This window comes from Vibrio crassostreae (assembly GCF_041439375.1).
Lineage (GTDB): Bacteria > Pseudomonadota > Gammaproteobacteria > Enterobacterales > Vibrionaceae > Vibrio > Vibrio crassostreae_D.
Genome location: NZ_JBGONY010000048.1, coordinates 1 through 22,999 on the forward strand (window position 1 = coordinate 1; position 22,999 = coordinate 22,999).

General features: G+C 43.0%; 8 protein-coding genes and 1 pseudogene. 5 read left to right on the forward strand and 4 right to left on the reverse strand.

Annotated features, from left to right (window positions below; all coding sequences use genetic code 11):
* Nucleotides 1-56: 56 nt before the first annotated feature.
* Nucleotides 57-470: pseudogene (locus ACED45_RS17690) on the forward strand (methyl-accepting chemotaxis protein); the annotation flags it as partial.
* A 292-nt stretch (nt 471-762) separates the two neighbouring features.
* On the opposite strand, the gene yciA reads toward ACED45_RS17690, so the two are convergent.
* The 4 genes from yciA to rtxH all read right to left on the reverse strand — a co-directional run bounded on the left by yciA (nt 763) and on the right by rtxH (nt 15,718).
* Entirely contained in the window at nt 763-1,176 is a 414-nt protein-coding gene (gene yciA / locus ACED45_RS17695; RefSeq protein ID WP_017082562.1) for an acyl-CoA thioester hydrolase YciA, read from the reverse strand.
* 1,076 nt (nt 1,177-2,252) lie between these two features.
* Nucleotides 2,253-14,864, reverse strand: coding sequence for an MARTX multifunctional-autoprocessing repeats-in-toxin holotoxin RtxA (gene rtxA / locus ACED45_RS17700; protein ID WP_371714622.1), 12,612 nt, complete (start codon nt 14,862-14,864; stop codon nt 2,253-2,255).
* A 21-nt stretch (nt 14,865-14,885) separates the two neighbouring features.
* On the reverse strand, nt 14,886-15,347 hold the full coding sequence (gene rtxC, locus ACED45_RS17705) for an RTX toxin-activating lysine-acyltransferase RtxC (protein ID WP_032545857.1): 462 nt from the start codon (nt 15,345-15,347) through the stop codon (nt 14,886-14,888).
* 26 nt (nt 15,348-15,373) lie between these two features.
* Nucleotides 15,374-15,718, reverse strand: coding sequence for a protein RtxH (gene rtxH, locus ACED45_RS17710; protein ID WP_017082577.1), 345 nt, complete (start codon nt 15,716-15,718; stop codon nt 15,374-15,376).
* A 259-nt stretch (nt 15,719-15,977) separates the two neighbouring features.
* Here rtxH and ACED45_RS17715 point away from each other — a divergent pair, with 259 nt between their 5' ends.
* The 4 genes from ACED45_RS17715 to ACED45_RS17730 all read left to right on the forward strand — a co-directional run bounded on the left by ACED45_RS17715 (nt 15,978) and on the right by ACED45_RS17730 (nt 22,745).
* A complete protein-coding gene (locus ACED45_RS17715; RefSeq protein WP_371714623.1) occupies nt 15,978-18,092 on the forward strand; it encodes a peptidase domain-containing ABC transporter in 2,115 nt (704 codons plus the stop codon).
* Nucleotides 18,089-19,450 (forward strand): HlyD family type I secretion periplasmic adaptor subunit, encoded by a 1,362-nt coding sequence (locus ACED45_RS17720; RefSeq protein ID WP_017083706.1) that lies wholly within the window; start codon nt 18,089-18,091, stop codon nt 19,448-19,450. Before ACED45_RS17715 ends, ACED45_RS17720 begins: the two co-directional genes overlap by 4 nt.
* An 8-nt stretch (nt 19,451-19,458) precedes the next feature.
* A complete protein-coding gene (locus ACED45_RS17725; protein WP_371714631.1) occupies nt 19,459-21,615 on the forward strand; it encodes a type I secretion system permease/ATPase in 2,157 nt (718 codons plus the stop codon).
* Between the two features lie 233 nt (nt 21,616-21,848).
* Nucleotides 21,849-22,745 carry an IS5 family transposase gene (locus ACED45_RS17730; RefSeq protein WP_371714624.1) on the forward strand — a complete coding sequence of 299 codons (897 nt, stop codon included), beginning with the start codon at nt 21,849-21,851 and terminating at the stop codon, nt 22,743-22,745.
* Nucleotides 22,746-22,999 lie beyond the last annotated feature (254 nt).

Below are 22,999 nucleotides of genomic sequence, written 5' to 3' on the forward strand. Positions count from 1 at the left end.
ATCGAGCCCGAGTGTTCTTTGGATTATAAATTCATCAAAGTATGCTCGCGCCCTGAGGGTTTGCTGTAGTCGCTGATGAGGTAAGGAACTTAGCCTCAAAGACGCAAACCTCCACCATCAGCATTAAAGGTATCATCGAAAAATTGCAAATTCAATCTGAAAAAGCGAACCGGAATATGGGAGAGAACGTGTTATTAATCAAGAAATCCGTATTTCTAGCTGATCAGATAAAGTCTTCATTTGAAGAGATATCTACAACAATCGAGTCAATCTCTAATATAAATACACTCGTAGCCAATGCATCCCAACAGCAATACAACGTCACTGAAGAAATTTCAAAAAACGCAGTACGAGCTTTCGATTTGGTACAGCAGAACGTTTCATCAGTTAATCAAACACTACAGGCATCAAATGAGCTAGCGCTCTTAGCAGAATCTCAAAAAAACGAACTAACCATTTTTAAAGTATAAATATCTAGGCAGGTCTAACGAAGTCAAACACTAGTTAGCCTGCCCATAACTAAATCAATCCAAGACAATATTATTCTTTGATATTCATGTTTTCCATTGATATGGATAAGATCGCCAGCTCCCTCTCTTCCCTCTTCATAAGTAATATTTAAACATCGCCAATTTTTAGCCATCTTACTTAGCCAATTAAAAACCTAACTTCCAAAGATAGCTTTAAATATTTCATTTAAAAAAGTAACTATAGTTCACCGTTGAATGTTAATAGTTTAATATAACTAAAGCCTCAAGCTATTTAATCAGAAAATTTTTGAACCAGTCTTGGCTTCCCTGACAAATCTATAGCTACATAATTAAAATTAGCTTCACATACTTGGAATCTTAGATTAACCTTATCTTCTTGAATAGGTTTTACCCAAACTTCTAAATCAATCGACATTGATGTTCTACCAATTTTAACGCATTCACCATAACAACAAACGACATCACCAACCTTTACTGGTTTTTTAAAAGTGATACTTGATACTGAAACTGTTGCTATCCGTCCTCCAGATATTTCTTGAGCTAGGATTGCTCCAGCTAAATCAAGCTGTGACATTATCCACCCCCCAAAAATATCACCATTCGCATTAGTATCTGCAGGCATAGAAAGAGTACGTAAAAGAAGCTGTCCTTTTGGTTTTTGTTTAGTATTGATTGAAGTACGCAAGATATATTCCTATATTTTAAATATATTCTTATATTTAACCATATTTAAGTTTAAAATTCAGCTTTGAAAATGTTTTATTTTTCACAGATTTTGATACTGTTGTTATGCACTTCTTATTCCATTAACATCGATGCTGGATTGAGCCACATTCTAAGATTGATTTAGCTCATTAATCGGAAAGTCGGAACCTTTAAGCTCTATAGGAAAATTAGCTGACTAAGGTACATATGCATAAAAACATACTAACAACCTACCGGAGAATTCTAATTCCTCAAGCTCATTCACCACTAGTGACCCCCTTAGATCGTAAAATTACTGTTTCAAATATTGCTCGAACGTGATAATCGGAGTGAACTTTCCACTGGGCTATTGCATCACTTTTTAACACTCCTATTGCGTCATATCTCGAATGCCCAGGCTCCCAGTTACTTGTATTTTTACGCTGTGAGGTTAACGGAATAATACCTTTTCGGGGCAGTACTTAATGGTACACCTTCGTATCACAAGCTCCGTTACCTGACATATCATTGCTCTTTCTTCGAGGTAGATTAAGTAATGTTGGCAGCACTACACTATTACTACATCGACGAGGTTTACCTCTACACAAAGATTTCATGCGTACCTACATCCACTGTGAGATAGAGCGTTCGCCAAGTTCTCCGTTTTCATGGCCGTACTTTCTGACTTTCTATTCGTCCTCGCCAAACACTTTAAAAACAGAGAATCAATGAAATCTTGTAGCGTTCGAAGCGGGAGATATGATGCTCTTTTTCATAGAAGAGCATTATCTGAGTCGTCAAACCCTCTACGTCGCTTTCCATGGCGTATCGCACATTTCCATACTTTAATCACGCATCATTAATACAGAGTAACATAACCACTCTTACATATTACGCGATGATATTACCACCAACTCGATCTATGCAACAACGTATGCCTTAACCACCTAACAATCAGACACTTTAAAAATGCTTTCCAGATGAAGTTAAATCAATCATTGTATGAGAATTAAAATAAAAAAGCCGGCTTCAAAAAGAAGACGGCTTAGATTAATGTTTGAAATTATAGTTTATTAGCTATGCAAAAGCGTTTTTCCCTCTAGAAACATCGGACCATGCCTTAGTGATAGCAACTCGAGACTTACTATCAAGGTTATCCATAAAGCCATTGTCGCCACCCTGAGGCGCAAAACCACTCATAGCTTGAACCAATGCGTCAATCGAGGTGGCAGATAACGCGGTATAATCTCGTTCACCTTTCGCATCCTTATCTCTCATATCAACAACAACTTGTGCACGATTACCATTGAAGTAATCAGCGAAAGTGACAGAACCAATATGTTCAAACTTCGCTTGGTTAGTATCGCTTTCAGGATCACGTAATATAGAAAGTTTTAAATCATAACCACTACGCTCAAACCACAGTTTATTCCAATCAATGCCATTGAACACAATCTTATCTTCACTACGGATGTCTTCAACAAGGTTGTCGATAACATCACCGCTCACGACAAAACTGTCGACACCAGTCCCACCTTTGAATGTATTTTGGTATCCACCAAGTACCATCAAATCATGTCCTTCACCGCCATTGAACTGACTGAACTTTGACATGGCCGCTGCAATCAAGTGATCGTCCCCTTCCTCGCCGTTCAACACTGCGTGATAACCCAACAGCTTGACCACATCGTTACCAGTGTCAGCATTGATACGATTATAGTTCCCAAAGACATTGGCAAAGTCGTTCCCCGAACCTAACTCTACTTGGTTGTTATTACCGATCGTAACTGAGTAATCTTGCTCATCACCTGTATCCACGCGGTTATAATTACCAGAAGTCACAACATAATCTCGCCCTGTTCCGGTATCAATTTGTCCACCTTCCCCAAAGACAAATGCTTGATCATTACCAGCACCAAGGAAAACATGGTTAATTCGTCCAGCGACCACAGCAGTATCATTACCTTCACCACCAAACATCATATTTTCACGCCCCATAAGAACGCCCATATCATTACCTTCACCGCCGGTAAAAATATTGGATGTACCAGTTGCGTAATACACATCGTCACCTCGACCGCCCCAGAAGTTGTTGTTATCCCCTAGATAAGCCCCTAAATCTTTGCCGTCGCCACCCCAGTTGAAGTTATAGTTTCCTAGAGAAACATGGACATCACCATCCCCTTTTAAATGACCACTCTTACTTAAGAAATCGAATGTTTTTTCTTTCATATTCAGTAGATCTTTCGTTAGGTTCCCTTTCAGGTTTTCTACCAACGATTTCATCTCTTTTTGCTTATCTTGGCTAAAGATAGTCGTAAACAAGTTTGGTAGACTGAACGAATTAAAACCAAATGCACGATCTTTTTTCGGGGTTTTTTCAGGCGTTGTAGCCTCATCGCGACTTTTTTGAACACCATTTACGTTGGTCCCATTAACGGAAACTGATGCTTTATCCTCTTTCTCTTCTGGCGTTTTTTCTTTCAAACCATGAGTTTCTGCGAACGACTTAAGGCCATCTGCGCCCATATCAATTCCCGATTTCAAATCGTCTAACAGCTTAGTAGGATCGACGAAAGCTTGAAGTTGATCACCACTAAACTCACCAATCACTTCCAGCATATCTTTGAGGATTGCAACCCCGTCTACCGGCTTACCATTACGAGCAAGAATTTGCCCAGATGCGGTGTAATCCACACCGAAGATGTCCCCAAGTGTCGTATCCGCACCCACACCAGACAACTGGCCAAGTAGTTTATTCTTTAACTGTCGGGGTAAATCTTTAGGGTTATATGTGAAGGTTGTTTTCGCTTGACCTGTTGCAGAGAACTGCTGTGTCATTAAGCCAAACAAAGAACCTAGATTGGTATCAAGGATAGACTGGATATTGTCACCAAACATAAAATTCCAATTGCCCGACGTGACCTGAATATCCGCACCTTGACCACCAACAGCGAAGTTAAATGCTAACTTCTCATTCGCTTGACGAAACTTATCTGCGCGACTTAGTTTGTTTGCACTGGTGTCATTACCACCTAACCATTTGTTGAACTTCTTGTTCAGAACAGCTTCAGTGTCATTCTTCAAACCTCGGCTACTACGTCCATTTTGCGAATCCAAACTCACAAGAGTGTCATAGTCAACACTGCTACTTTGATCTAAACCAGACATATCTTTAACGAACTTCTTCGCGCCTGACAATGTCCACTGTTGATTTTGAGCAGAAACCCAATCTTTGCCTTTGCCCGAATTTGCTATACCTTGCAGAACTCCAGAAATACGAGCGGCCCCATCAAACGGGTTAACAAGTGGTGGGGTTGGGATCGATTTATCCAGCATCACAATCAAATCATTGCTTCGTCCTAAGTTGAAGCTCACGTTGCGATTTCCGATAAACATCTGCGCACCTTCCAGAGCCTGATAGCCACCGATATCGAAGCTGTGTTTGCTCTGACCATTACCGATATGAACCATCACATTGTTATCACCAAATGCCAATGACTTAAAGCCACCAGTGCCCACTTTAATGCTAACGTTAGATGTGCCCCAATTCACCGCGGTAAACTCGCCATCGCCCACATTCACTTGGATGTTCCCAGAGTAGCTGAGCTGATTGCTGTTTCCTGAAGTTGAGGAGGTTCCTTGATTTATTTTTCTTTTTTCTGGTGCCTCAAAAACATTGTTGTTTTCACCAATAGCCCCACGGACAGACTCGTCCGTCTTGCTCATACCAACGTGAGAAAGATTAATGTTTCCTTCAGCAATGCCATTTCGAATACGCTCTTCTTTCGTCGTCACTTCACCTTGAGCATCCAAACTAAATGTAACTTTGTGTTGTGGCGCTTTTTGTACCCAGTCGCCATTAGCATCACGAGTGTGTTTACGACCAGTTGAGTCAACCGCAACCTCTGAGCTCCGGACTGAAACATCGCTACGAATTCCATTTATATCCATCGCTTTAATAAGCTGCTTACCAAAGCCTTTCTGTTTGTCATCACTAATTAAAGAACAGCCCACGACGCTAATATGATCAGGTTGAGTGGTGATGCTTCCTGATCCACTGAAGGCTTGATTCAATTTAGCAAGCTTGACTGCTAATTCATCAGCACTATAACCACTCATGCGCATATTATTGTTTTCTGAATCACCACGGCCATGACCAACTAATTGCCATCTAACCTTTCCATCAAGCTTCGAGGGGTCACCAAACACCACTCGATAGTTTCCGTCTGAATCAAGTTGAACTACCACACTCTTATCAGGATGTTTACCTGCTAAGTTCCCCGCAGCTTTAGCCACCACAGGGTCGTTCTCCATTTGAACAATAACTTGTCCATCAAATCGAGTTTCCCCGCCACCCGTTTGAGGTAGAACTTCAACACGCTTCCAACTATCAACATGTTTATTATTAACATGACCGTCCTCTCCACTTAAGGAGCTAGTGAAAACAATCTTTGGTTTATTCACGACATCTTCGTAAACAGCACGTAGACTCACATCATCCTTCTCAATCTTGAATTGGTTCGTTTCACTCACTTTAAGTGCCGGTAAACCTAAACGATGGGTAATGCCAGGAACAAACCCTTCAATGCCTTTGTGAGATTGCAAATGTGCTCTCCCATAGATAGCAACAAATTTTTCACCCGCTGGCAATTTTTGCAACGTGTCTACCGCTATATTATTTGCAGCTCCAGCCCGATACATCAACCCATGCTCTGTCCCTTGAATGTTAGGGCGAGCCGTAATATTCGCATCAAGAGCAACAATGCGCATACCATTTGAACGTGCATTTTCAAACAAAGTAACGTCTATATGCTTAGTTTTGAGCATTGCACTTAATTCATTGGACATCACACCAGTAGCCAGATAATTGTCAATCAGTGGCTGCGCAAGATCCGAACGCAGGTGCTCTAGACCAATGACAGTGATACCTTGCTTCTTGAGTACATCCATTTGCTCATTAACAAAGCGCAAACCATTAACATCGCTGCCATGTACTTCGCCAATTAAAAGACCTTTACGGTCATTTAGAAGTAGAGAAAGCTGCTCTTCGACATTCTTCTTTTCGGCAAGTTTCTTACTTAGGTCTTCGTATCCAATACCAGAATATTGGCGATCCCAGCTCTCAACATCTGTCTCATGACTACTGTGGTAAATACCTTTAATTTGATCCATTCGACCGGCTTCAACTTGAGAAACATAGTTTCTGTCTGCGAATTTCTTTAGCAAGATCATTTCAGCTGAATCGCCGGAGCTCCGATCCGACGACTTAGCTGCTTCTTTCAAGAAATAGAAAGCCATCTGAACAGACTCAACCCCGGTCAAGTCTTGAAGCTCTTGGTAACTGTAACCCAAGTGGACAGTTTTCGTCGCTTCATCCAAGACAGCTTTGCTTAGTAAATCGTTCGCCTGTGATTTTTCCAACCATTGTTTGAAGTCTGAATAATGTTCGCCAAGTTCGATGTGATATTTAGCGTCAAAGCCCAAATCCTTCGGAGTCTCTCCATTATATCCTTGCTTTGGCGATAAATACGGGTCTTCATTTGCCCAACGGACCATCATTTCGGTTAGACCCGCATGTTCACCATTGGCTTCCTCGATCGCCACCATATAAATGTCAGCGGCAAGTTCGGGGCGTGTCTTTGCAATAGCGTCAATGGCCTTTTGGGTAACTTTCATTTCCCCTTTAAATAACTCAGTACTTACCTGCTCTTTCAATTGCGTTAGTGCATGATTACGACCGGAGGTTGGATGTTCAGCTAAATAAGCGTTAATCTTATTGCAAAGTTCAAAGCTCGCGCTCATCTGCTCTTGACCATTGGAATGATGCACCAAATCAACTTGGTCTAAGATACTTTGATAAGAAGCACCAATCGGTTTAGCAAAAATTTTCGCTCTATCTTTCAGCTCTTGCTTCGTAAATACTTGAGATAAATCTACTTTTAATCCGGTCTTTTTTCCTAATGATTCAAGATCCGCAACTTTGTCACTTGTCGCCCTCTTAACTGGTAACACTTCCCCTGGTTCATCTGATGCAGAATTAGCATGCTCTTTGTAGAACTTAAGCGTTTTATCCAATGCCTTGTCCAGCGCATCGCGCACTGTGCCCTTTGAGCTATCATCAACTAGGTCTATCAGATCCTGATAGTTGGCGGTGTAGCTTTCCAATACTTTTTTGCGATCCTCTCCCGTTTCCTGCAAAGCTTTGTACACAGCAAGGCTTTCGTTGACTGAGTGACCGCCGTCAAAAACTAAGAAAGACAAGGTGTTTAGGTAAGCTTGATCAACAGAGAATCCTGGATTCTTACTCGCAATATGTTGGTTCAGGTGCGTCATGATATTGGTTGAACCCGACGCGCCCGTCACTACCGGCAGACCATTATTCAAGGCATTACTTTCGAATGTTGTCTTTTTACCCGGAGTAAGAATTCGACCATCTGCGACACTGCGGCCTTCTATAAAGTCATCGTAGTTATCACCTTTCGGTTGATATTGAAGCGCCGTACCATAATCACTGGTTTTCTTTTCAATAAGGGTAACTTTGTTTTCACCTTCAACCCCTGATGATATTACCGCATCAGTTGAACGAGCCTTGGTGATAACATTCCGATAGAAACGGTCCCCTTCAGCTTTCCACGGGGCCATTTCCATTCCCAAACCAGGGGTAATTGCCATTTTCACAGCCAGGAAAGGAACTTTTATAACACCGAAACCATCATCAACTTGTGTCATCATAGTTTTGAAGTTGTCATAATTCGGTGTTTCAAGGAATTGAGTTAAGGTCGGGACGCGACTAAACCATGGACGCTTGTCTTTAGCGATCTCTTCTGCAAACGCTTCCATTTTTGTCTGGATTCGCTCAGCGCGCAACACATCGTCTCCCGCATCCGGCAGCAAGCCATGTATCCATTCGTCAAAATCATTAACTAAACTGGTTCCGATTTGAACTGAAGTATTAATCGCTTGTTCTGTCGGTGTTTTCACCAACTCATGAGCTATTTCAGAGTCAAAACGACGGCCAAACAAATTATCAAGATATTGACCTGTCGCTTTATCTTTCTTTGCATCAGCCAGTAATTTATTTGCCAGCGTTTGCAGTTTAGGGTGTTCTGCTAACTTTTCATGAGCCTCGCTAAACAGCTTAACCGCTTTCTCTTGAGTCACACTTCCGCTCATCCATAGCGTTTTAGCTTGCTCTACTAACTCATGTATTTCATTCGCATAAGTTTCAGTAGTCTCTATCTGACCTAGTTTATAAATAAATTCAATAAGGCTCTCATTTTCAGTTTTTGGCGCATCTCTCTCTGAAGTTGAATTCGTCAGAGTCGGTGAAACCACTCCGAACGACTTTAAGCTATTGATTTCGTGCTCGGTCAAAGGTTCAACCAAACCAACCACACGACCAATACCGTCAAACACGAGCTTAGACTCAAACGCTTCAACAGCTTTCGGATCAATTGCAATACCAAAGACATTGGCGTCCTTCGAACGGTTCCTCTGAATATGGCTTTGCAGCGACACCATTTCAAATTGGAGTGTCTTAACTAACTCACCACGTTGAGCGAACTCTTTTGGATTTTTTTTCTGCCACTGGTGAAGAGCCAACTCTAAGGCAGCAAGATTCTTTTCAGATGGGGTACGCTGAATTGACTGAATGTTACTTCTTACCACTTTCAACTCTTTACTAGGTAAATCCGTTAAAAGCTTGCCAATGTGTCGCTTAGTCGAATCGACAAATCTTGCATCATTAGAGCCAAGCAATGAGAAGTCAAAACCATCTACGCCTTTTCTTACAGCTAAAGAAGTGTCAGCCGCTTCACCCAGCCCGTGAAGATTGACACCTGAAATGCGAATATCTTTTCGGTTTACATCTTGTGATGCTCGATTTACAACTCTGATACTGTCGGTATTGCTCTCAGTGAACATGGAAGTGATAGCTCTTCCGGTATTTTTAGAGCGAATACCTGCATTGATTTGTAGTCGGTTTACGGCTTGAACAGCATCGTTTAACGCTTCTTGCTCTTGCTCGCTCAATCCTTCACTGAATCGGCCATCGGCGCTTGACTTGTTGTTGGCATTCACATGGTTACCCGTGACGCCTGCACCTTCTATTCTGCGTGCTTTACCCGAAAGTCCACTGCCCACAGCACCTTGACGATCAGGACGATCCTCTTCGTTCTGCTTTGAACCTTTCGCATCCGCTTGTGCTTGATCCGCTTTGTTTTCAGCATTTCTTGCATCACGATTACCACGTTCTTCAGCGTCTCTAGCTGAATTATTCGCATTCGATTCAGCTTGTTTAGCTTCATTAGCTTTCGTAGTGGCGTCTGTTTTACGCGCATCAGCGTCGGCTTTAGTATTCGCAATATCTTTCTCTGCACCAGAGCGATTCTGTTCGCCTTTCGCAACGCCTGCTTCTGATTTCGCCACAGAATCGTTGACACTTTTTTGGTTGTCTACGTGCGCTTTTTTCGCAGCGATGATGCTTTCCCCAGCAACATCTTTAGCCTGACCTAATTTGGTTTGAGCATCCTCTAAAAGACCGTCTGCGAAATGGTTGCGCCAATGCTCACCAGATTCACCTACATAAACCGCTTTGTTATCCAGCACATCAAGTCCCTGGGCCAATGTCGTCAGGTCTTTAGTTACCGCTTCAGACTCTTCGTTCACAGCATCACGCTGCGCTTGCCCATTGCTCTTTAATGCTTCTTGATCGGTGGATTCTAATTGAGCCTGAGAACCCGATACGGCTTCAAGTTGTTTCTGCTTTTCTTGCTCTAAGCGTTGACGATCGGCTTCCGCTCGTTCTTTGTCAGACATTGCATTTTGCGCAGCTTGATTTTGTTCCGCATTATCGGCAACAGCATTAGCTTGGTGTGATGTTTCAGATTTCGCCACAACATTATCTAAAACATAGCCCAACCCATCATCATGGCCTGTGCCTTTAAATTCTATTCGGTTGCTGCCAGAATTCGCAGTCAACTTAAGTGTTTTTTGTTGCCAAGCTGCTTCATCGCCAGAAGTTGAGAATACAACATTACCGTTCCAGAGAACTTCTATGCCTTCGTTGCTTGAAATACCTGCACGTTTTGCAAAATCAAAGCTAACCGCAATGACTTCACCTTCCGCTAAATCCGTTAAATCTTGAGAAAGACTTGTATTAGTATAAGTATCTAGCTCTGTAACAAGTGAACCATGACCATCACCACTTACGCCATAATCCTTACTTGAAGAGGCAACTTCAACACCGTGAGTCGATTCCCATCCCAGACCACCTTGCTCAAAATCACCATTGACGATCAAGTTAGGTGTTTGCGTTTGATTTGAAGATTCTTCGATGTTGAGTTCATTTTCCATGTTGCTGAGATCAGGCGTTTCAACGTTGGTCACGCTTCCACTTAAACCGTCTCCTAGATCGGAACCCACTTCTTCGATTTCATCTAAGTCGAAACCATCAAGTTTAGTGATTTCAGGCGTTGAAATAGCACCTCGTCCTTTCTGAATTCCTGATGAAGAAGCTTCATCACCTTGAACTAGGTAATTAATCGCTTGGCTGCCACCCACTCCAAGAAGAGTTTGTTTAATATTATCAAACAGTGCGGAAAGCTTATTGCTGCTCGTGTTACTTGACGCGACGGCTAGGCTATAGAAATCACCGTTACCCACTTTGATAGCAACGTTATTTCTGGCATAAGAAGCGTTAATCCCTAAGCCATCACCTACGTGAATATTCACGTTTGCTTTGCCTTTCATCACCGCAACATTGAGACCGTCACCCACTTTGGTGTTAACGTTATATTTGCCCCATGCAACGTTCACTGAAATACCGTCACCAATTTTGGTGTTGATATTCGCATCACCATAGGCCGCCGTTACACTCAGGCCATTACCCACGGTTGTCGTAATATTGGCTTTACCTTTTGCCGCCGTGACCTGCATACCATCACCGACTTTAGTGACGATATTGCCTTTGCTCCAAAGTGCGTTGAAGCTATCTCCGTCACCCACTTGAGTAACGATGTTCGCTTCACCTTTCGCTAAAACAACATTACGGCCATCACCTACTTTCGTAATGATATTCGCTTTGCCCCAAGCTCCCGTGTAATCATCGCCATTACCGACGTGAGTAATGACATTCGCCTTACCTTGAACCACAGAAACTTCTTGGCCATCACCGATTTTGGTGATGATGTTCGCTTCACCTTTGGCGAAGTTGTATCGATCACCGTCACCAACGTGAGTGAAGATATTTGCTTGTCCCCAGGCCACGTTAACGCCTAATCCATCGCCCACTTTTGTGATGATGTTAGCTTTACCTTTCGCCAAACCAATAGTCGTACCATCCCCCACATGGGTCATGACATTGCCCACTTTTGATATCAGTAAACCAACGGTGGTTCCTTCGCCAACTTTGGTTAAGATATTACCTTTACCCGCCAACACAGCTGCGGTTGTTGCATCACCAACATGGGTCACTACGTTTGCTTTCGCAGCTGCGACAACACCCATGAAGTCATCACCGACTTTCGTTATGATATTCGCTTCACCAAGGGCTAGTACGCCAGTAAGACCATCTCCTACGTGAGTCATAATGTTTGCTTTACCAAACATCGCGGCTAAGGTTGTGCCATTACCCACTTTCGTCATCACGTTTAGTTCGCCAGCAAATAAACCTAAGCTTGTGCCATCACCAACGTGAGTATAGATATTCGCTTTACCGATCATTAATGCAGCAGTTAGGTCATTACCCACTTTCGTCATGATATTGGCTTGGCCAAGCATTGCAGTAAACGTGCTGCCATTACCCACCTGAGTGAATATATTTGCGTTACCTACCATCGCGGCTATCGAGGTACCATTACCCACCTTAGTCGCGATATTACCTTTTGCTATCATTAATGCGACTGTTGTGCCGTCACCAATATGCGTAAAGACATTCGCTTCTGCGACCATAAGCGCTAATGCATCACCATGACCAACCTTGGTAAATACATTGCCTAGGCCGCCCATTAGCGCCCACGCGTTCCCTTCACCAACGTGAGTGAAGATATTGCCTACGCCGATCATAGCGGCTATTGAAGTGCCGTCGCCTACTTTGGTGAAGATATTACCCGCAGCACCCATTACGCCAAGTGTTTGGCCATCGCCAACATGAGTCAATACGTTACCAATACCCAACATAATGCCTGTGGTATCGCCATCGCCCACCTTGGTTAGAATGTTCGCCCCACCAACCATGACGCCAGTTGTCGAGCCATCACCAACATGTGTAAGTACGTTGGCGCCTCCTCCCATAACGGCAAGCGCATTGCCATTGCCTTTTTTGGTTAGGATGTTTGCACCACCAAGTGCGACTGCGGTCGTATTTGAGGCCGTCTCATCACCGCTAATATGAGTAATGATATTGGCGCCACCAAGCATACCCGCCGTGAGGTCACCGTCACCCACTTTAGTCATGACATTCGCGCCACCGACAAGTACAGAAGCGATGTCGCCCTTACCAACCTGTGTCATGACATTAAAGCCACCGACCGCTAACCACAACCCGTTGCCAGACCCAATTTGGGTGTGCGTGTTGTAGCCGCCTAGCATAGTCAAACGACTATTACCGTTACCTTTGTGAACTGAAATATTGCCATAAGCAAGTAAGTGGGCTAAGTACTCGCCGTCACCAATACGAACCAATACATTGACCGCACCGCCTGCGTAGACATCCATTTTCCCTTGTTTGCTCTGATGAACGAGCACGTTAGCTAAACCAGCACCACGGAAAGTGAGGTCGCCTTCATCGCCACTTTTAACAATGACGTTAGCCGCGCCGCCGCCAACAAATTCGGTATCACCAAACTTAGAGCTGTGAAGGATAACGTTGGCGAGACCACCACCGTTAAAGTAGACATTACCGCGTGTCACATTGGATTTGATGACGTTACCGCCACCGACACCATTGAACCGAACGTCCCCTGAACTTTCACCACCATCGCTAGCAGACTTAAACAATGATTGTTCATTGTATTCATCAATATCCGCTACTATTTCACTGGTACTTCTCAACGTATTAACGCTGTATTGTAGCTGACTCAACGAGTAACCATTTTTGTACCCAGAGCTGTAACCGTTTGCGGAAGAAATATCTTCACTAGACAAATTTTGGGTGTGGTCGCCTTCTTTATACCAAGGACGAGCTTGATACCTTAGTACTCCGGTATCGGGATCGTTTGCAAGTTCGACGACAACTATTTTTGTGTATGACCCCAAGACTTTTGCATAGACGTACGTGTTTGCTTTTCGATTCGATTTAACTGCTTTGACATCGACAGTCGAGCCATCCGAAGAGATAGCATGCCCACCCATTTTTGCATCAGATAATGACACGTCTTTAGCATCAATCACCGCACCGTTAGCGTAGGTCACCCACTCATATTCTGTAAGGTCTTTTTCAACGGCGTGAATAGTCACCGCTTTCTGGTGTTCAACTTTCAAATCCGACAGCGTATATGCGCCATAGACTTTAACGGGGTTAAACCCGCTCTCAGAGGAAATATCCTGGCTCGTTAAGTTACTTAAATGATCGCCTTCTTTGTACCAAGCGGTAGAATAATACTTAAGCTCTCCAGTTTCAGGATCGTTACTCAGCTGAATTTTATTTATTTTGGTGTACTTAGAATCCGAGAAAGCAAACAGATAAGTATTCGGCTCACGTGTCGATTTTATACCCGTAACTTGATGATCCTGGCCAATCCAAGTTCCACTTAGTACCGCTTGAGTAAGCACGATTTCATCGGCATTGACATGCGCCATCCCTTCGCCGTCGAAGTCTTTACCTATCCCTTTACGGGTAATATTATTGTAGGCTCCCCCCCCGGAAAAACTGACATTTCCGTGGGCGACATCAGAGTAAAGGCTGTTGTACCCTCCAACCCCTTCAAATGTAACGTTCCCTCGTGTTTCAGCATAAACGTCATTAGCTTGGCGTGTACGTTCAATTCGATTTGATGCGCCTGCACCCTGTAGGGTTATATCTCCAACTTTACCTTTTCGAACCAGATGATTATCGGCACCAACACCACGGAAAGTGATATTGCCAGTTTCCACTCGTGAACTAATGCTGTTAGCCGCACCGCCCCCATCGAATGTCACATCACCACGTGAACCCTGGTATTTATTGAACCAAGTTCGGTCGAGTTTGTTTCCGGCCCCTGCCCCCGTAAAGGATAAGTTACCCTGGTTTGTTTCATGCCAAAGACTGTTGTAACCACCAACACCACCAAATGTCACATTACCACTTAGACCTTTACGGGTTATACCGTTGTATGCAGCTGCACCTCCATAATTTACGTCACCGCGATTACCTAAGTGGTCAATAGTAACTCCACCAGCAAGGCCGGCAAATGAGACATCACCACCCCCACTTTTATTGATATCAACATACCCAGCCGCACCTTTTACACTAAGGTTACCAATAGAATCCTCTACCTTTAGATGGGCCGCACCGCCTACGACTGTATCATTACCACTACCCGTATAAACTGTGGCAGTAATTGAAGCGACGGTGATATGATCATCACCGCCGTAAGCTCGAATATCGCCGCCAATAAGACTAGTCGCAACAATATTATTGTCCCCATCGTCAGCGGTATAGCTCCCTGTAAAGAAGTATTCAACACTTCTCCAAAATGGTTTTCCCATAAAATAAACTCTAATTTCGGATTAAATAGAAAACCACTGTACCTTTCTGATACAGCGATCACTTTGAACATTGACCTTGCCGCGGACCGTACAAACTTTCTGCCCCTGCCACGGAAGGAATACACGGCGACGAAGGTCATTGACAACTTCGCGGCCATGACCGAATGGCGCTATCATCTCTGGGATATAAATATGCTGGCCAGATTGCCAGTCAGATAAAGAAATTTCCCGCACTCCAGATAACAACTCATCTCGGCTTTGCTCAGACAAAAACGCCCAATTACAAAATGCAATTGGGCGACCTTGTTCATCTTCGTAATAGCAAAACTGGTTTAGCTCAAACGCAGGCATAATACGTTGCTGCCATTCAGCAACAACGTATCTGCGATGAAGAGGTGAATGCTGACTTAACAACATCACCCCTCCGATTATTTTTTGAATTTGCGCTAACGTAAGATTTGCTGATTGATATGCAATAGACATATGCCCAATATCACCAAATGCAGTTGCTATTTAACTTTAGAAACTCGCTTTTTTGGCGCAGTTTTTTCTTCCGTTGTTCCCTCTTCAGCCTGAGGGTCAACCGGTTCACTTGATGGTAAAAAACCCGCTGCAACTAACTTGTCAAATTCAGCTGACATGCGAGGATCTTCGAGCATGTTTTTAACCATGGAAACCATATACATAAAGCCAGAAGCTGGCATATGAACCACTTGTTTAAGCTCAAGGTCATCATCATTTTCAGCCATTACGCCACTAGCCATATTTTTTTGGTCTTGACCTACGAAATAAAGGGAAAAAACGCCTTTATTATAATTAACACTAGAAATGGTTTGAACAAACTTCTCTGTCATAAAATAAAATCTCAAAAATTTAACAAAACAAAATGAACCTTAATCGCATTTGATTGCGAAAAAAGAAACTATAATTGAAATAAATTGAATTGTTAATAGAAACGATCAAATTTAAATCAAAAAACCAAATTAAAATAAAATTAACTCAATAAAATCAATAGGATACAACGAAATTAAATATAAAAATAAAACGAAAACTTGCTGGAAAATATATCAAATGCTAATATAAAACCTCTAAAAAATCTAATTAGAATGCAAAATGACAGCTAAAGAAACAATGATAATATTATGCATAAACCTTCACCTGAAATTAATTGAAGATGGCAAAAAGGACATAATCAATGGGAAAAACGACATATCAAAAATTGAAGAAATGAATTATTTTGATTTTATTAAAAAAATAGAAAATGAAAAAGAAATCAAAGTATCAGCTAAGTTTTCACAATTTAAAAGTCTAGATAAAGTAAAAACTCCTTCGATTCTATTCGATATGGAAGGTTTACCATTAACTTTAGCAAAATCTAATAAAGATAAGTGTTTAATACAAAGACCTAATAAAGAAACTCCTGAAATAATTTCGTATAACGAACTCAATTCAATTTGGAACCACAGATGGCTTGAGATAAAACAAGCTCAATCACGTTTTGATATCGCCTGGTTCATTCCTGAGTTTTTGCAACACAAAAGAATACTCGGGGAAATTTTTTTGTTTTCTTTTGTATTGCAAATACTCGCCTTAATCTCACCGCTATTTTTTCAGGTTGTGATGGATAAAGTGCTTGTACATCAAGCTTGGTCAACCCTTGATGTGCTTGTGATAGGGCTTGTGATCACTGGCATTGTAGAGGTTCTACTTCGCGGCTTACGCGAATATCAATATGCGCACACAGCCAATAGAATTGATATTCAATTAGGACTTAAGTTAGTAAAGCACTTGTTTGGCCTTCCTTTGATGTTCTTCAAAACACGTCAAGTAGGAGCTATCGTAACTCGCGTGCGCGAGCTTGATACTGTACGAGAATTCTTAACAGGCTCGATGTTTACTTTAACGGTCGAGTTCTTGTTCATGTTTGTCTTTCTCTATGTAATGAGTTTGCTTTCACCTCCTCTCACATGGCTATTTATTGCAACCATCCCTCTTTACGTATTGCTCGCTTGGTGGCTTACACCTCGAATGCAAGCGGCGGTAGAAGAGCAATTTACGCACGCCGCTGCAAATACCTCTTTTCTCACAGAGACAGTGGCTGGCAGTGAAACTCTAAAAAGCTTAGCCGTAGAGCCTCGTTTTGTTCGCCGTTGGGACGATCAAACGGAAAAAATGGTCTCTACTGGGTACGTGGTTCAGCAACTCAACAACCGATCCAACCATGTCGTTCAACTCATCCAGAAAGTAACAAGTGTTGGAGTTCTGTGGTTAGGGGCAACAGAAGTACTGTCATTGGAAATGACTATCGGACAACTGATCGCTTTTAATATGATGACAAACCATATAGCCCAACCTTTATCACGCATGGTTGAGTTATGGGGGCAATTTATTCAAACGCGCGTGGCACTAGAAAAATTGGGAGACATGCTTAATTTACCTGTGGAGCAGCACACAGGGAGCGATACGATTGCATTACAAGGCGCAATTTCGTTCAAAAACATCCTATTTCGTTACCAACCAGATATCCCACCGACCCTGAACAACTTGTCGCTAGATATCCAAGCAGGTGAAACATTAGGCGTTGTGGGAACATCAGGCTCAGGGAAAAGTACTCTAGCTCGATTACTGCTACGACTCTACTGCCCAGAAAAAGGGTTAATAACGGTTGATAACACACCACTTAATCAAATTGGCATCCAGCAACTGCGCCAACAAATCGGCATAGTTCTGCAAGAAAACTATCTATTTAACAAAAGTGTTTGCGAAAATATTGCCCAATCGAAGCCTGAAGCTAGCTTAGAAGAGGTTATCGAAGCGGCAAAACTTTCTGGAGCTCACGAATTTATCATGAAGCTCCCAATCGGCTATGACACGATCTTAGCCGAAGGTGGGCAGTCCCTTTCTGGCGGACAGAGACAACGCCTGGCGATTGCGCGAACTCTACTTTCAGATCCCAAAATCATGATCCTGGATGAAGCCACGAGTGCACTGGATGACGAATCACAAGCGTTGATTCAATCCAATATGGCAAATATCGCGAAGGGCCGTACGGTCATCACTATCGCTCACCGGTTATCCACCGTACGAGATTGCGACCGAATTATCGTTCTACACCAAGGTAATATCGTCGAGCAAGGTAGCCACCAACAGTTAATCACATTGGGCAAACAGTACAAACAATTATGGCAACTTCAGCAAGAGCTCAAGCAAGAGGATTCAAACGCATGAAAAGTGTCATCAAGCGATTCTTAGCCAAATTTAGAATAAACCAAGCGACTGAGAAGCATTACGAATTTTTGCCTGCGCACCTCGCCTTATCACAACGTCCTCCTTCACCATTTGCTCGCATAACGGCCATCACGCTCAGCTTGGGAGTCGTTGCCGTCTTAATTTGGGCGTATTGGGGGAAATTAGATATACAAGCGACAGCTACCGGACGTTTCGTTGTCTCTGGCCGCTCACAAGTGATTCAATCTTATGAGCAGAGCCGGGTTCTCTCTATTCACGTAAAAGATGGGCAACGAGTGACAAAAGGCGCGCCGCTTCTTACTCTTGATACCCTAGGCATCAATCAAGACATTACCCGTTTAATCACTCAGTCTGAATTTCAAACTAATGACCTAATTCGATACCAATCTTTGAATAGTGGCCTGCCACTCTCTAAGGACCTATTATTTTCGGCCTTACCACTCGAACAACAAGCGTTGATCAATGAAAACTTCTTGAGTGAGAAACGTGAATATGAGTCGACCCTGGCAAGTATCAAAGCAGAAATGCAGGTCAACAAAACATCCCAAGCGGCTCGTCAAAGTGACATCAACGCATTAATTCAGTTAACCGAAAATATTAGTCAGAGACTCGCGGCACGAAAAACGTTGAATCAAATAAAAGTCATTGGACACGTAGAGTATCTAGAGCAAGAAAAAGAGCTACTGGAAGTTAAGCGCCAAGTGTCGCAACAACGAGCTGAATTAGAGGTTCTAAAGTCGCAATACCATAGTCTTGAAGAAAGGCTGACGGGGTTCAAAGCACAAAAACACAGAGAATGGCTCGAAAAAAGAAAACAAGCGAAATTGCAACTCGGGGGTTTAGCTCAGGAGTTGTCTAAAGTTCGTGAGCGTGAACAGTTAGAAATCATCCGTTCTCCTGTCGATGGTACGGTTCAGCAACTCAGTATTTACACGCTAGGAGCAGTACTTCAACCAGCACAAAATTTAATGATTATTGTCCCTGAAAATGCAGTACAGCAGGCGGAAATACAAATTCTCAATAAAGACGTAGGTTTTGTTTACCCAGGACAGCCAGTGACAGTAAAAGTAGATGCGTTTCCATACACTCGTTACGGTACTATCGAAGCTGAGCTATTGAGTATTTCTCGTGATTCTACTACAGACGAACGCTTGGGGCTCATTTTCCCAGCCCAAGTTAAGCTTAAGAATAACAACATCTTAATCAACGGTAAAAGTATTGAGTTGACACCAGGCATGTCCGTCGTTGCGGAAATAAAAACGGATAAACGTCGTGTTATCGACTACCTGCTGAGCCCAATACGTGAATACCAAGCAGAATCGCTAAGAGAGAGATAAGTATGGATATGACCTTATCAACAACGGAAAATAGCGTTTCTACCACTCAAGATGCTTCTATCACACAAGATAATGGCGGAATCGACGCCGTCGTTTATGCGGGTAACTATTTCCACAAAAAGTCGACCAAGACACAGCTCAAGCATGCTTTAGGCGTCAGTCATTCCAATTTAAATGACTTGGAAATAAGGGAAGCTGCAGATTATATTGGCCTGAAAAGTCAAGTAACGAAAGTAAAATCGAACGAGCTAGATACCCTTCCACTGCCCGTTTTAATTGAAATCGACAATAGTTGGAAAGTGCTCACAAAATCAGCGGATGGTTCTTCTCTTTTATATGATCCAGCCACTCAATTGGAGCAGCAGAGTGAGCTTAGTCCGAGTAGTCACTCATCAACGTACAAGGTAATGTTGGTCGCGGATGAAAGACTAAGTAGCAAAGAAGTGAAATTTGGCCTTAGCTGGTTTGCCCCCTCTATTTGGCGTCAAAAGAGCCAAATGCGAGATGTGTTTATTTATGCTATTGCCCTTCAAATATTCGCACTGGTGAGCCCGATGTTGTTTGAAAATGTCATCGACAAAGTGCTAGTCGGTCGCAGCTTGTCCAGTTTACATGTGCTCGCCATAGCGATGCTTGCTCTTGCCATTGCAGAGCCAGCATACAGTTACTTGCGCAATACCGTATTTGGCCACCTCGCAAGTCAAGTAAATGCAGAGCTATCAGGACGCCTTTATCGCCATTTAGTCGGCCTCCCCCTCAATTATTTCAAGCAGCGTCAGACAGGACAAATCATTGCTCGAGTTCGTGAAATGGCTCAAATTCGCCAGTTTTTGACCGGTTCGACGTTGATGTTATTGCTCGATCTCATTTTTGTTACCGTCTTTCTTGCTGTTATGTTCCATTATGCCAAGACTCTGACTTGGCTAGTAATCGGCTCACTTTTTATCTATTTCTTACTTTGGCTTATTGCTGGTCCAATCATAAGAAAAAAAGTGGAATCAGAATACGAATCGGATGCCGATGCCACGACCTTTCTAACGGAAGCAGTAACAGGCATTGAAACCATTAAAACCACAGCGACTGAACATCGATTTTTACATCAATGGCAACATATCCTCAGCCAACAACTAAACCGTAGCTTTGATGCTCAAAAATCAGGACTCATTGCAGGGCAAGGCATCGGGCTGATACAGAAACTGACTGCGGCACTGCTCCTGTGGTGGGGAGTCAGCGAAGTACTTAACGGTGAGCTCACACCCGGACAATTGGTGGCCTTCAATATGTTGGCCGGCCACGTGACTCAGCCGGTACTTCGACTTGCGCAAATTTGGCAAGACTTCCAACATACTCTTATTGCACTAAAGCGAGTGGGCGATATTCTTGATGAACCAAAAGAAAATGGTAAACAAGGGTTAGCTTCTGTTCCTGAACTCAATGGAGGCATCGAATTTAGTAACATTCGCTTTCGTTATCACGAAGACTCTCCCGAAGTGTTGGCCAACTTATCGTTAGAAATAAAACCGGGCCAGTTTATCGGCATCACCGGGCCATCAGGCTCAGGAAAAAGTACCATCACCCGGCTATTGCAACGTTTGTATGTCCCTCAACATGGTCAAGTATTGGTAGACGGTATGGATCTCGCGATAGCCGACCCAATTTCGCTACGTCGCAACATGAGTGTGGTATTACAAGAAAGTATTCTTTTTTCTGGGAGCGTTGCAGAGAATATCCGCCTAAGTCAGCCTCAAGCTACTGATGAGGAAATACGCAATGCTGCGCAGCTTGCCGGTGCTTTGGAATTCATTGAAGGACTTCCCCACGGGTTTAATCAGCCCGTTGGGGAAAAAGGGGGCTCTCTATCTGGCGGCCAGCGTCAACGTATTGCGTTAGCAAGAGCCCTACTCGTTAACCCTAGGATTTTACTGCTTGATGAAGCAACGTCAGCACTCGATTACAACTCTGAAGCTGCCATCATGAGCAACATGAAAGAGATTTGTAGAGATAGAACCGTAATTAGCATCGCACACCGCCTTAACACCATTCGTCATGCGGATAATATTCTTGTTCTTGATAAAGGCCAAGTTTGTGAAAGTGGGACTCACGATGAACTGGTTGAGAAGGAAGGTCTTTATGCAAAATTATGGAAGCAACAAATTGGCGGCTGATTTATAAATTGAAATCTACGTTGTTATAAGAAATATGGATGGTGTGAGCTTTAACCATTGACATTCACTCAACCCAAAAAGTGTGTGTTGACACACTTTTTGAGCCTTTATTATGTCTTCTCGAAAATCAAAAAACGGCTTTTTCACCTTGGAACGGCGTTGTTGCCTAAATCAGTTGAACCTTTTTCGAGTCTTGCGATCTGATCCTTTATGATGGTTAGAGCGGTGGTGACATGGGTAAGGCAAAAAAGAAGATAACTAACTGGGCGGAGTACAATAAGGCTCTGTGCAAACGGGGCTCGGTTACGTTCTGGATAGATGATTCAGCCGTAGATGCATGGCGATGCAAAGCCCATCATGGTAAGCGTGGTAGAGGCGTCCAGTACTCTGATACAGCGATTGAAACTGCATTGATGATTAAGGGGATATTCTCTCTACCATTGCGGGCTCTTCAAGGTTTTATCGACTCTATCTTTGAGCTACTGGAGGTTCCACTGACGTCCCCTGACTACACGTGTATCAGCAAACGCTCGAAGACAGTTCAGGTCAAATATCGTAACAAATCCAGAGGAGCTATTCGCCATATCGCTATTGACTCGACTGGTCTCAAAGTCTTTGGCGAAGGTGAAAAGCACGGCGCCGAAAAACGCAGAACTTGGCGCAAACTGCACTTAGCCGTTGATGTAGAAACTCATGAGGCCATTAGTGCAGAAGTCAGTCTTGTAAGTGTTGGCGATAGCGAAGTGCTGCCAACATTACTCAACCCTTTACGTAGAAAGGTAGATACCGTATCTGCCGATGGAGCGTATGACACAAAAAGTTGCTATGAGACCCTGCAAAATAAGGGCAGTACTCCGTTGATACCGCCTCGAAAGAATGCGGCGCTTTGGGAAGAAGGGCATCCCAGAAATGAAGCAGTAAAGGCTTTGAAAAACGGAACAATAGCGGAGTGGAAATCTGAGTCGGGTTATCACTATCGCTCAATATCTGAGACCGCAATGTCTCGATATAAAGGACTACCCAGCGGTAAATTGAGCTTGAGATGTTATAACGCTCAAGTGGGAGAAATCATGGCGAATGTCAAAGCTATAAACAAAGTCATAGGACTAGGTATGCCTGTTCGAAACTAACGGCGAGTCACATATGGCGTCGTTGGTCTTTAAACCGATTTGATCAACAACGCCCTTCCTAGGCTTAACTAAATTTAGCCACCAATAACACATTAATTTCATTTAAACCTTTAAATTTGTAGAGACAACCCTCTTAGAGGGGTACTTTAAATCACAGTATCTAACGGTCTTATATACAACCAAACATCCGAGCTTTCAACTTCCTAATATAAACTATTTATCTATGAACACGAGTCAATATCAAAGAGAAAGGA

Coding starts and splice junctions, on each gene's coding strand:
- rtxC (WP_032545857.1), bottom strand. CDS start 15,347: ATGTCTATTGCATATCAATCAGCAAATCTTACGTTAGCGCAAATTCAA.
- ACED45_RS17720 (WP_017083706.1), top strand. CDS start 18,089: ATGAAAAGTGTCATCAAGCGATTCTTAGCCAAATTTAGAATAAACCAA.
- rtxH (WP_017082577.1), bottom strand. CDS start 15,718: ATGACAGAGAAGTTTGTTCAAACCATTTCTAGTGTTAATTATAATAAA.
- ACED45_RS17715 (WP_371714623.1), top strand. CDS start 15,978: ATGACAGCTAAAGAAACAATGATAATATTATGCATAAACCTTCACCTG.
- ACED45_RS17725 (WP_371714631.1), top strand. CDS start 19,459: ATGACCTTATCAACAACGGAAAATAGCGTTTCTACCACTCAAGATGCT.
- rtxA (WP_371714622.1), bottom strand. CDS start 14,864: ATGGGAAAACCATTTTGGAGAAGTGTTGAATACTTCTTTACAGGGAGC.
- ACED45_RS17730 (WP_371714624.1), top strand. CDS start 21,849: ATGGGTAAGGCAAAAAAGAAGATAACTAACTGGGCGGAGTACAATAAG.